A 12,648-nucleotide genomic window follows, 5' to 3' on the forward strand; every position below is an offset into this window, starting at 1 on the left:
GCTGAGACTATTTAAACTGCCACCAAGAAGAGAAGATAGGCGATACCCAAGAGCGATAAAGCCTAAGCCATCAAAGTACCCACATAAAAAAAGAAATGCCAGTCAGCTTAACTGACTGGCATTGACCCTCGGGTGCTTTTTTTGATGAGCTGTTTAACCAATCGCTGGAATAAGCCCCGCCATTTGTAAACCTTGAGCACTAATAATAAGCACACCAAACAGGGCGGCCAGTGCTAAGCCAATATTACCGCCTTTAACTTGGTAACCCGCATCAGGATTGCTGCTTCGTTGCTTATAGACCATAGCTACAGGTAAAAACACCGCTAAAATAACCAGCGCAATGGCGGCGTAGCCAAGTGCCATAATAAACCCTTGTGGATAGAATAGCGCAAAGCCTAGCGGTGGAATAAAGGTGATCAACGCTGTTTTGATACGATCTTTACTACCATCACCTTTTTTAAATGCATCAGCAAAAAAGTCGAACAAACCTAAACTCACCCCTAAGAAAGACGTGGCTAATGCTAAATCAGCAAAAATGTTCACAGCAGTGGCAACGTGTGGGCTGTGAGCAATGCTAGCAACACTGCTTACAAAACCGGGTAACCCTTGGCTTTGTAGCAAGTCGCTTTGACTCATCATGCCTTGGCTAAGTAATTGCCAAAAAATGTAAATTACTAAAGGCAATGCGGCACCTGCCACCATTACTTTACGAAGTGTTTTGATATCTAAACCCACGTATTTCACAATCGATGGAATAGAGCCATGAAAACCAAATGAGGTAAACACCACTGGGATTGCAGATAAAATCAGACCTTGTTCAATCGGCATTTCAAGTAAGTGTTGGCCATGAACATAAGGTGTCAGCATATAAAATAAGCTGGCTAGTACGCATACTTTAATAGTGAAAAGTACGCGGTTAAGTTTATCGACTTTGCTGGTACCGAGTGTCACCACAGTACCAATCACAACAGCCAGAATAACTGAGCCAACTTGCGGCGCTAAAGAAAGCGATAAACCATTGTTGAGCTTTTCTTGTAATTGCGCACCACCACCTGCGATATACGCAGCGCATAATGCGTAAAACAAAAACATCACAGAAAAGTTAGCGACCCATTGCCCACGTTTACCTAACCATGACTTAGCTAACGTATTGAGGGTTGCATCTCTGTCGGCATATTGATGCAGCTCTAGCATTAGTAATGCTGTGTAGGTCATTAAAACCCATGTAAGTAAGATAAGTGATAACGCTGTTGTGAAACCAAGCCCTGCGGAGGCGATAGGCAATGCCAGCATCCCTGCACCTATGGTGGTGCCAGCAACAATTAACATGCTACCTATTGTTTTATTTTTAAGCACTTTTTGCCCCTTAAACTTCGTGAGAGGCAAGCAAGATATAACTTGTTTAACAAAACTTAAATAGTTTTGTTATAAATCAAAGAAATTAAATGTAACCTATGATTTACATGTGCAAACAGGCTGTTGAAATCAGCAAAAAACTTTTTGCCAAATAGCATGAGTATTCATGTTGACAAAATAATCATTTAGGCGGATTCTTAAGCTTCTTCAACTTACTTTATTAAATACCATGATGCAGCTAAACCAACGACCAACAAACAATTGTATGCGCCTGACCTCATCAGTCGTATGGTCTGTTATTTGCTGCGGTTAATTAAGTAAGTTTTACTAACCGCGTTCTAAGCGGTTGGTTATTTCCCTTTTAAATTTTCTTCCGCTTTTTTCGCCTTTTTAAAGGAATAAGCTAGTGCCTGTTAAAGCCTCATATTTTTTAATGGTGGTGATTTGGTCAACAACACCACTGGGTATTGTTTGGAGTAGTGAAACGGTAGCACCAACCCTGGCTGTGTTTTTACGCATGCTGGTGGGGCTGGTGTTGGCTTCGTTTGTCGTTGCTGTTGCCAATATCCGAGTGCCCTGGCATCGCCGTGCTTTATTCCTTTATGGCTATTCAAGCATAGGTATTTTTGGGGGCATGTTATTAAGTTACATGGCCGCTAAAACAGTGCCTTCTGGGTTAATATCATTAATGTTTGGCCTTGCACCAATTTTATCGGGCTTACTTGCGCAAAAAATCTTGAACGAGCCTAAGTTTAGCGCCATTAAGCTTGGCGCACTTGGCTGTGCCTTAATTGGTTTATTTTTAGTAAGCCAACGCCATATTCAAGGGGGAGTAGAGCAGCTTAGTGGCCTGTTATATGTATTTATGGCAGTGTGCTTTTTTAGTTTGAGCGGTGTGATGATCAAACGGGTAAGAATTGCTATTCATCCAATGGCTACCACATTTGGCGCGTTGGTTTTTGTAACACCTCTGTTTTTTATTACTTGGTTGCTGGTAGATGGCCAACTTAATAGCCAGATGTGGAGTGCAAAATCACTGTACTCAATTGTTTACTTAGGCGTGTTTGGCTCACTAATTGGTGCGCTGGCGTATTTTCATGTATTGCAGAAGTTGAACGCAAGCACGGTCGCATTAACAACCTTGATCACACCAAGTTTTGCAATCGCGATTGGTGGTTTACTTAATAATGAGCCCATTGACCAAGCACTGATTGTTGGTGCGACCATCATTATGATTAGCCTCGCATTTTTTCAATTTGGCGATAAGTGGTTAAAGCGCTTTAAGCGCGTGAAGTCGGTAGAAATGAGTTAAAGCTAGTAGCCGCTTCAGCGGCTACATTTTTGCAATTTGAATGACTAAACGACGGTTTTTGTTTCTGTCTAAAATGTTGTCGTTGCTAGCAACATGGCGCTTTTCACCGTAACCATCGGTATCTACTTTGCTTTCATCGACCCCTAAGCTAACAATGTAATCCTTAATCGCTTTAGCGCGTTTTTTTGATAATTCGAGGTTGTTCCAGCGACCACCGTAGCTGTCGGTGTAAGAAGATATTGAAATAGATTCGATGTTGGTGTCGTACTTTAAGTATTCGCCAATTTTATCTAAGCGTTTTTGTGATGATTTAGTCAGCTTGCTGGTATTAGGCTCATAGTTCATCACTGTGAACGAAATATCTTCAAAGCTGTAAGGCAGCATTGCATCTCGGCACTGTAAAAACGCCCAATAAGCTTGCTTAAAGTTGACACTCGATAAACCAACGGCAATTTTATCGGCACTGTTTTGCCAGTCTTGGTAATAAAATGTCGGTTGGTAACCTTTTTCAAGTTCGGTGAGCATTTCCCAAGCAGTTTTGTTGCCAAGCTCGCCGTCAAACTTACGTAATAGCTTCATATTTGCTAAGTTGCGAGCGGGCATACCAGCACGCCAACTAGGTGGTACGGCTTTTAGACCAGCAATACTGTAGTTGTCTGGGCGTACGACCATATCAAGGTTAAAGTTTACGTCTTTATTTTTACTGGCAGTGGTGCTGAAAATTGCTTCACCATAGTAAGGAACTTCATGATTTAATTGGCATTCTAAGCGAGATGTTTTAACCATTTGCCAGTTCGACATATCAGCATTAGCGGTATACTCACGCATGGCTGCATGCGCATTTATACTTGCAACTGAGGTTAATAGGCCTAGGCTTAAAGGAAGTAATGAAAGCTTCATCACGGTAATTCTCCAACAAATCATCAATGCCAAATAATTGGCAATTTTTGTGTTTAATTGCTTTAGCGCACTAAACACAGGGCTAGCTGAATAATATAAAGCAAGTAATGTGCCTAAAAACTCAGTAAGAATCTGCGATTTCACACTATTTACTCTAGCAGAGTAGCCGTGGTTTTTGACATAATAGCCAGCTTACACTGGCAAACCAAGAAGACTATGGAAAATACTGAACAAACTCTTTTCGCAAAACGCTTTCGTGGCTTTTTTCCTGTTGTGATTGATGTTGAAACCGCAGGTTTTAATAAAGAAACCGATGCGTTATTAGAAATTGCTGCATCTGTACTGAAAATGGATGACGACGGCGTGTTAAGTATTGATCATACTGTGCATTTTCATGTTGAGCCATTTGAAGGCGCTAATATTGAACAAGCGGCCATTGAGTTTAATGGTATTGACCCTTTTTCTGCGCTGCGTGGTGCAGTGCCTGAAGAAGAAGCGATTAAAGAAATCTGTAAAGTTGTGCGCAAGGCACAAAAAGCAGCGGGTTGTCAGCGTTCAGTGGTAGTAGCACATAATGCAGCGTTTGATCACGGCTTTTTAAATGCCGCCATTGAGCGTTGTAAAATTAAGCGCACGCCATTTCATCCATTTGTTAGTTTTGATACCACATCATTGGCAGGTCTTGCACTTGGGCAAACAGTATTAGCTAAAGCATGTAGGGCGGCAGGTATTGAGTTTGATAATAAGCAAGCTCACTCAGCATTATATGATACCGAGCGTACTGCAGAATTGTTCTGTTTAATCGTTAATCGCTGGCAACAACTCGGCGGTTGGCCATTGCCTGAAACTGAAGCAAGTGAAGAAGAGCCAGACTCAGCCGCTAAAACGACTGAGTGATCTTACCTTCAAAAAAACGCACCATGTTAGGAGGGTAAATACGTGAAAACTGTTTACTCTCTTGCGCTATCTTAAGCTCCACCCCTGGATGCATTAATTCATTCACTTTTAAGCGGCTTGTTGCTAATAAGCGCGCGATCTTAATTTTCACTAAGTGTTTCTTTTTCTTGGTGCTGGCTGTTTTAATTTTAATCTGCTGCTCGCTGGCAGTGATCTTTTTAATATAATGCGCCCGTTGAGCTGGGTCGGGTATTTTATTGGCCTTTTTGCGTGCTTGCTGTAAGGCAGCTGCTTTTGTCGCTAATAACTTTTCAAAGTCATTAATTTGCTGCTGCTTTTGGCGTAAATCATGCCAGTACTGAGCAATGAAAACCCGTGTTTTAGTGCCTGATGGCGCACCAAGCTCGCCGGTTTCAATTCGCATCGCATCTAAAATATTGCCACCAATAATTTTGCCTCGCGGGTTATTGGCTTTGCCAACTCGAATAAGGCGGCGAGCACTTAAATCACAATGCAAAGCCTGGCGTTCAATGAATAAATCTTGCTCTGTTTTTATATGACAGTACTGAGCATAACCCACTGAGATAGTGCGCGAAGCCGTGATGTTACAGGTAAAGTTTTCGACGTTTTCACGTTTTCTGCCAACAGCCCCAAGCATTACGGTGACTTCACTTTTACTTTCAATTGTGGCTGATTCAACAAAGCCTAATACAGTGATATCACCCGTGGCTTTGACGCGCATACCATCTTTTACATCACCACTAATAATAACACTGCCATCAAATTCGACATGGCCCGTACTCACATCTACATGATGAAAACACAATACGTCGTCAACGCGCATACCGCGGGGCAGGGCAACAGGCACCCCCTTCGCATCGGCAATCAACATATCGCTATTATTAGGGTCAATACGTGTTCCTTCGAATGGCTCAAGGGGTAAGTCTTTACCGGGCTTAGCTGGCATCACATCACCGAACACAGTAAAGCCATCTTCACCGGGTGTTGCAGGAACTCGTTGCATTAATGGTGTACCCGGCTTAACGGTAATAATGGCACCTAAATTACGCATGTCGACTTTACCGCCAGAGGTCGCTTGCGGGCTAAGAACGCGGTCTTGTGCTGTAGAGCATAAGCGCACGAATTTAGCATCGGTGCCTTCTTTGGGCATTCTGCCATGGGCAACAATTGCGGTGTAATGGGCGCCGGGTGGTTGCTTAAATTGTTGGCCTAAAAAGGTATCAAGGGCACGTAAACTAATGCCTTTAATCACTCCCGCCTCTGCAAGCACCTCTTGCGCCATATCCATGCTAACAATTTTACCGCCACGGGCTGTTGTTAGACTTGCTTCAACTACCATGTTTTTAGCATCGACTTTTACTTCAAGCTGAGCATCAACGGCTTTAGCAACCACTAAAGATTGGTTTTGATATTGGCTGCTAGGTATAAACAACTTGCCTATATTGGCATCAATATATTCGTAGCTGGCATAAGGAGACTGCTCAAGTAATTCAATTAATTGAGAACTTGTAGTAGGAAAACCCGCATCTCGAGGATGCTCACACAAAGAGACATAGCCACTTTGTTCATCGAATGAAAACATCGACATCTGAAAAGCCCTGTAAAAAACTGCCTGTTATTATAGTTATGTGTTGTTACAGGTTATTTTTGAAGAAGGGTAACAACGTTTCCTATTACAGCACAACTTTTGTACTATGTTAAGAATTTGTATGATTAAAATGTGAAAATATGTATAAAAACTGATTTTTCTTGCTTGAAAATTCAGCATTCAAAGGCACTTAGCAAAAATTTACCGATTAATGCCTTGAGTCTGAATAGGCTGGATAGGTTAATTAATTTACTTAAATTGATCATTTACGGAGCATTGAAAATATAAGGGGCCATTCTGACCCCTTTATTTTGGTATGACTAGTTATGAAGGTTTCTAACTAATAACACATAGTTCTTTGTAGATGATCTGAAGTCTGATTTGATATCACCATCAGAGTTTATAGACAGAGACTTTATTGCCGTAGAGGTAAGATCAGGAGTCGAAGTCCAAAAACTTAAATTATTGCTACTGTCATATGGAATAGCAGGGAATGCAGTTGTATTGACTGATGGTCTCGTTTTAGAGTGATCAAATATTGTTTTTAGTTCATTTACATTCGGAAGTCGCCAATTACTATGGCCAGCATATGTGTAATCAACTCCAGAATTTAACGAATCATGCCAGTAAATAGCAGTCATCTCGCCTTCACATGACAATGACTCCAAATCCCAATTTTGGCCAACGGCGCAACGAGTCCACATAAGGCCTGTATCTAAATCAGTGACGCTTCCATCTTGGCTGATGATATACCTAGAATCCGTGTGTGTTGAACTAGTGTAAGAGTTTGTATTTACTTTTGAGCCTGAAACGAGTCTTACACGGCCTGAAGTCGTACGCACTAACTTAGCATCATTTGCTTTATATGAAGAACCAAAGTCAACTAACCATGCCTCAGTGTTGTCACTAGCAGATGGGGTAGCACTCCAATAATGCCAATTAACGGTATTTGGAAAGTATGTTGTATCGATATATGTATTGCTTTTACCTTTATGCACAAGTTGGTTTAGCTCTTCATTAGATGGTATGCTCCAATTTGTTTTTCCACATAAAGAATTGTTATTCGCGAAATCGACAAGCGCGTCCCAGTCTCCATAATATGTTCCTTCCTTGCTATCGTCGTTAAATCCTTTAGCTCCTTTACCGCCCCATCTATATGTATCCATATTATGCTGAGTGCCGCCATCTGTAGTTTTAACTTCCCACACTAGTCCTGTATGGTTATCTCTAACACAAGTCCAACTACTTTGATCCGCACTAAGCTCATTACCATCTGAGTCTAATTTGGTATAATCAAATCCAGCATCACCAGCCCCAATTTTTAATAACTCAGTATCGGCATCGCGGCCTTGTTCACAGTCATGTACTTTATTTTCTGTCACCACACACTCTGAATCATTAGCCGATTGCGTCGCGCTAACTTTTACACCTGTGTCATTTACGAAATGATTAATTTTAACAACATCAATATCAACTGAGTCCGAACTCGTAAGACCCATGTCATCAGTTACAGTTAGTTCAAATGTAATTTTTTCATCGTCATTAAAGTTAGCTGTAAAGGTTGGAGCCATATTACTGGTACTTGATAGCACAACAGTTGAACCTACGGTTTGCGTCCAATTGTATTCAACAATTTGTCCATCATCCATACTTGCTGTCGCATCGAGTGATACTTCGACTCCTGTTTCAACGATTTGATATTTAGCAGCAACAGCAATTGGGTGTTTATTAATATATACATTTACAGTATCAGAGTGAGATGCACCTTCGTCATCAGAAACAGTAAGCTCAAATTCAAGTGTTTCTCCTTCTAGTTCACTGCTTGGTGTAAAAGATAAGAGCTCTGAATTTGAATTCTCTAGAGTTAAATCAGATTCAGTTAAGAGATTCCAAGAGTAGCTTACTATACTTCCATCTTCGTCGAAGCTATCTGAACCAGATAGTGTTGTTTGAACATTGGGATTGACAGTGACGTCATCACCAGCAGCAGATGTTGGAGAAATATTAACTGGTAAAACATCTAAAGAGACGGTTTCTGTTGTTATTGCCCCTTCGTTGTCAGTTGCGCTGACTGCAAAGGTCAAGGTTTCTTTCTCTGTTACTGTTGGAGTGGTGATTGTTATTTCTGAAGCCGTATTGTCATCTATCTCTACATTCAAACCTGATAATTGCTCCCAAAACATTGAGGTAACTTTCCCATCAACATCATTGGCATTAGCTGACAATTTTACTTCTGTTTGCTCATTCACAGCTGCAATGGAATTAATTGAAATAGAAGGAGATTCGTTTACAGGTTCAATCGTTAAGGTTACAGATGATTTTGCAGTAGCCCCATCATTGTCTGTAACTGTCACTTCAAAACTCATAGTTGTGCTAGATGTGACGGTAGGTGCTGTGAATGTTAGGGTCTCACTACTTTTGCTACTAATAGCTAAATCATCTCCAGCAGTTTGTGACCAAGCATAGCTAGTAATCGAACCATCAGAGTCTGTAGCATCCGCTGTTATCGATACGATAGATTGTTCTAAGTAGCTTCCTTCACTTTGAAGTGTGACTGTCGGTGCTTTATTAACAATGGGTTTTTTATTTTCAGGCTCTGAGCTTCCCCCTCCGCCACATGCTGTTAATGTTGCAGACACAAAAGTTGCAATAGCTAGCTTTTTCATTGTTTAGGTATCTCCATTTTTATTTTTTAATTGTTTTTAAGTTCTTCCTTATTTGGAAATTGGATTATATACAAGTTGAATTTTAAATAAACTGTTGTATTTCAAATGGTTACAAGTGCTTTTGGGTACAGGTGCGTTATTTGTTTTTTTATGTGATGAAATTCCATAAGTAGACCAGCTCGTTTTTAGTGAAAACCTTCTAAACCCACTAAAGAAATTCGAATCAAAGATAAAAAGGTTGTCAAACCAATACAATACCGCTACAATCCGCAACATCACTAGCTTTGCTGGCGATAGAAAAGTATTCTAAGATTTATGTCTTATGACTAAATCGGGGCTGATTAGGATTCGACGGAATTCAAGACGCCCGAGGTGCATGTCGAGGTGCGGTTGGCCTCGTAAAAAAGCCGCAATTTAAAGTAATCGCAAACGACGATAACTACGCTCTAGCGGCATAATAGCCCGCTAGCACTTCTCCGGTGTATGTCTGTGGACCCGGTTCTGAAGTGTCACCCTACACGGACTCGCTACGGAAACCCTGGCCGGGGTTGAAGGGCTAAAACTAAGCGGCCTCGCCTTTGCAGATCGTGTTCGTCCGAGCTGTATGAGGTTAACTAAAAGACGATACTAAACATGTAGTACCAAAGGTCGAGGCTTTTCGGACGGGGGTTCAAATCCCCCCAGCTCCACCAAATATGAAAAAGGCTGCTCTCAGAGCGGCCTTTTTTTATTTCAAAAAAACCAATCGGTTACAACAGTTGAACTAAGAATGTGAAACTGTTTCCTCACAAAAGTACTTTCTCAGAAAATTCCTAAATTACATTTTTGCAGTGGTTATATTTTGACTTTGTAGAGGCCGTTGCCTAGATAAGTTAGACAAATGAACACACAAGGATGTACTGATGGCTAATTTAATTATTTGTTGTGACGGAACATGGAATAACCCAAGTCAAGAAGATAACGGCATACCCGCAGCCACAAATGTTGTAAAGCTTTACCATGCTCTCGCAAAAGAAGATGGCATAGGGGAGCCACAAAAAACATATTACCACCCTGGGCTTGGCGGCGAAGAAACCGGGTTAAAAGATTCGATTATTGATGGAGCTTTAGGAAAAAGCATTAAGCGCCATATTTGTAGTGCTTATTACTGGTTGGCAAATAACTATTGCGATGGTGATAAGGTTTACATATTTGGTTTTAGTCGCGGCGCATTTACAGCAAGAAGCTTAGGCGGGTTACTTAAATTAGGTTTGCTTGATTTTAGTTTAATCGAAAGCGATGCAAGGTGGGAGCATGTTCATAAGCATTTTGATAACTATAAATCAGGTGTTGAAACTATTGAACCCAGCCAGTTTTTAAATCACAAAGCTGCTCTAAAAATTCATTTTATCGGTGTATGGGATACCGTAGGGGCGCTAGGTATTCCTAATGATATGGAGCTTTTTAACTTATTAGATAATCCTGCCTCATGGCGTTTCCACGATACTACGCTTGGCGAACATATAAATATTGCAAGGCATGCAATGGCTATGGATGAAAAAAGGAGTAGCTTTTGTGTTACTCGCTGGACTAAGTATGCAAGTGATCGTGACGTTAAAGAAAAATGGTTTCCGGGCGTGCACTCTGATGTGGGCGGTGGATACAGCGATACTGACCTATCAGATATAACACTTGAATGGATGTTAACCGAAGCAGCCGAAGCTGGATTAGCTTTTAGAGACGGAATATTTGAACAATTGAAACCAGACCCTGCTGGCGTATTACACAACTCTTATAAAGGCATTTTTGCTAAGTTCAGATCACGACCTCGAAATGTAGACTGTGTTGTTGCTGAAAACCAAACCCACTTTCATGACAGTGTGTTTCAACGACAAGCAGTCTCGCCTATAGAGCATCCTGAATATTGGCCAACAATAAAATTAGCAAAAAATGAATCTTCACAAGTAAATATCTTTGCAAAACAGCATTGGACTCCTACCTATATTTATATGAAAGAAGGGGAGCAATATATATTTGCAGCTGAAGGATGCTGGCAAGATAGCAAAGATGTCTGCGACTGGTTAGGGACAGAAGATGGCAAGTTAACAGCTGGCGATATTATTAGGTTTGCATCGTCTATTTGGGGGATGACAGAGCGCAAATTTAAGCAAGCAACAGAAAATAGATCTACAGATTTTTGGGGAACCAAGCGTGTAGAGCATATGCCTTGGTTTATAGCTGTGGGCTGTATTGCTAATGATTCAAACCAAGAAAAAGCAGTACCAAATGATGGCAGTCCTCATCCGCATCAGTATGTTGCGCTTCCTAGGCATCAAAATAAACCTAACGCTTTAAAAGTTGAATCTTCAGGGTATTTTTATGCTTTTCCAAATGATGTTTGGTCCCTGTACCGTAATAACCAAGGAAGTATTCAACTTAAAGTAACGCGTGTTGCTTAGGGGATTTGAAATGGATAATTCAGTTAATTTATTAGAAATTTTCCAAATGTTTCAGGCCCAATACTCTCAAGTTGATAAATTATGGAACTACTTTGGGATCGTCAGCCTAGCTGTTGCAGGGTTTACTATAGGTAACGAGAAAGCGACTCGAACAATCAAAGAGCCTATAGCCATTGTTATTGGTTATTTAGCTTTTTGTTTGGGCAACTATACGGCATTGATTGGTGGGCACAAATTCCTAGTTATTTTAGCTGAAAGATATAATGAAAAGGCCTGCTCTTATGAGCTTGACTATCTAGAAGTTAGTTCTGTGTTAGATATTTCACTGTTTTACATATTTGTTGTTATTACTTTTACTTTAGCTATTTTAGTTGTCTCGTATTCGAGGCTCAAACTTAAGCAACATGATCAAGGCTAAATATTACTTAGGCCTTAAAAAGTAACTTAATATAATCGGTTAAGATAAGAACCCTTAAGTTGTCACTTAAGGGTTCTTTTTTATCAAACAACCAACTGAACGGCATCAATAATCGGTTTGTTTTCTATATCAATGGTGTCGATGATGTGTTTGTGTAGGCGCTTTTTGTGCTCGGCGAAAATCGCGCGTTTTTTATCGAACTGGCTGGCAAATTCGAGGGCGATATTAAATAAAGCTTCGCTGTTTGGGCAGGCTTGTTCAATAACATGATCCGTGGCAAGTTCGCCTGCGGTAACGCGACGGCCAGTTAGCATCATTTCGTTAAAACGATAGTCTGGAATGGCTTTTTTAATGAAAGCGAGCATGCCCGGTAAAAACGGGATTGATAAATCCACTTCGGGGAAGCAGAAGAAACCACGATCGCTTTGCATAAACCTAAAATCACAAGCGCACGATAAAATGGCGCCATTACCAAAAGCGTGGCCATTAATTGCTGCGATTACTGGCATTGGGAAGAGTAATAGGCGTTTAAATACCGCATCCATCGAGTGCATAAAGCCACTTACTTCAGCAAATTTTTGTGCTTTTAATGCAGGCATAAGCCAATCGGTATCTATGCCCAAGCTCCATGACTTTTCGCTGCTTGAAGTGATCACGAGTGCTTTGTGTTCAGGGTTATGTTCGATTTCGTCAAGGCAATTTAAAAAAGCCTCTGCAAAAGCAGGGTTATGGCGATTTTCAGCTGTTGTCATAGTTAAGATAGCAACAGATCCTTGTGTACTTACATTCATCAGTGTCATGCTGTGCCTTCAATTTTATTGTGTTGTGGGCATAGTTATAACCCATAGGTTTAACAAAATAAACCACAAGTCTGACCAGTTGTGAATTTAGGGGCACTTCTCTTTTGGTTGATATGGTCTTTTAGTCACGGCTAGCGCATTTTAATCCCAGACTCTAACAGGGTTGAGCGGTAATCATCGTCTAGCCCTGCCATTTTCTTTTTCCTCGCCATACTAGCTGACTTAGATGTATCTTGTTTAAAAAGCGCCATG

At 40.9% G+C, this 12,648-nt stretch carries 9 protein-coding genes, 1 other RNA gene and 1 pseudogene; 5 read left to right on the forward strand and 6 right to left on the reverse strand.

Translation table 11 applies throughout. The features are described 5' to 3' along the window. Positions 1–153: 153 nt before the first annotated feature. Complete coding sequence (locus tag ABMY41_RS20075; RefSeq protein WP_251602691.1) at positions 154–1,356, reverse strand: aromatic amino acid transport family protein; 1,203 nt, start codon at positions 1,354–1,356, stop codon at positions 154–156. Between the two features lie 406 nt (positions 1,357–1,762). Here ABMY41_RS20075 and ABMY41_RS20080 point away from each other — a divergent pair, with 406 nt between their 5' ends. Beyond that, a complete protein-coding gene (locus ABMY41_RS20080) occupies positions 1,763–2,668 on the forward strand; it encodes a DMT family transporter (protein ID WP_175078986.1) in 906 nt (301 codons plus the stop codon). Between the two features lie 21 nt (positions 2,669–2,689). On the opposite strand, the gene ABMY41_RS20085 is transcribed toward ABMY41_RS20080, so the two are convergent. After that, a complete protein-coding gene (locus ABMY41_RS20085; RefSeq protein ID WP_289096847.1) occupies positions 2,690–3,568 on the reverse strand; it encodes an OmpA family protein in 879 nt (292 codons plus the stop codon). Positions 3,569–3,784: 216 nt separating this feature from the next. On the opposite strand from ABMY41_RS20085, the gene rnt reads away from it, so the two are divergent. Then, positions 3,785–4,465, forward strand: coding sequence for a ribonuclease T (gene rnt / locus ABMY41_RS20090; protein WP_175078987.1), 681 nt, complete (start codon positions 3,785–3,787; stop codon positions 4,463–4,465). Here rnt and ABMY41_RS20095 read toward each other — a convergent pair. Both ABMY41_RS20095 and ABMY41_RS20100 read right to left on the reverse strand, forming a co-directional pair. After that, complete coding sequence (locus tag ABMY41_RS20095) at positions 4,449–6,074, reverse strand: FapA family protein (RefSeq protein WP_349276052.1); 1,626 nt, start codon at positions 6,072–6,074, stop codon at positions 4,449–4,451. The genes rnt and ABMY41_RS20095 overlap by 17 nt on opposite strands. A gap of 320 nt (positions 6,075–6,394) precedes the next feature. Next, positions 6,395–8,740 (reverse strand): DUF1566 domain-containing protein, encoded by a 2,346-nt coding sequence (locus ABMY41_RS20100; RefSeq protein ID WP_289096735.1) that lies wholly within the window; start codon positions 8,738–8,740, stop codon positions 6,395–6,397. Between the two features lie 333 nt (positions 8,741–9,073). Here ABMY41_RS20100 and ssrA point away from each other — a divergent pair. From ssrA to ABMY41_RS20115, 3 genes are all read left to right on the forward strand, one after another. Then, positions 9,074–9,432, forward strand: a transfer-messenger RNA (tmRNA) gene (ssrA, locus tag ABMY41_RS20105). Positions 9,433–9,642: 210 nt separating this feature from the next. Continuing rightward, positions 9,643–11,178, forward strand: coding sequence for a DUF2235 domain-containing protein (locus ABMY41_RS20110; protein ID WP_289096734.1), 1,536 nt, complete (start codon positions 9,643–9,645; stop codon positions 11,176–11,178). A 10-nt stretch (positions 11,179–11,188) separates the two neighbouring features. Further along, positions 11,189–11,596, forward strand: a complete 408-nt coding sequence (locus tag ABMY41_RS20115) for a hypothetical protein (RefSeq protein ID WP_289096733.1) — start codon at positions 11,189–11,191, stop codon at positions 11,594–11,596. Positions 11,597–11,679: 83 nt separating this feature from the next. Here the strand turns inward: ABMY41_RS20115 and ABMY41_RS20120 are convergent, their stop codons facing one another. Beyond that, a complete protein-coding gene (locus tag ABMY41_RS20120; protein ID WP_349276055.1) occupies positions 11,680–12,396 on the reverse strand; it encodes an enoyl-CoA hydratase/isomerase family protein in 717 nt (238 codons plus the stop codon). A gap of 131 nt (positions 12,397–12,527) precedes the next feature. Continuing rightward, positions 12,528–12,648, reverse strand: a pseudogene (locus ABMY41_RS20125) (ISAs1 family transposase); the annotation flags it as partial.

Origin of the sequence: Pseudoalteromonas sp. BZA4 (assembly GCF_040104395.1) — a bacterium.
In the GTDB taxonomy this organism is placed as follows: domain Bacteria; phylum Pseudomonadota; class Gammaproteobacteria; order Enterobacterales; family Alteromonadaceae; genus Pseudoalteromonas.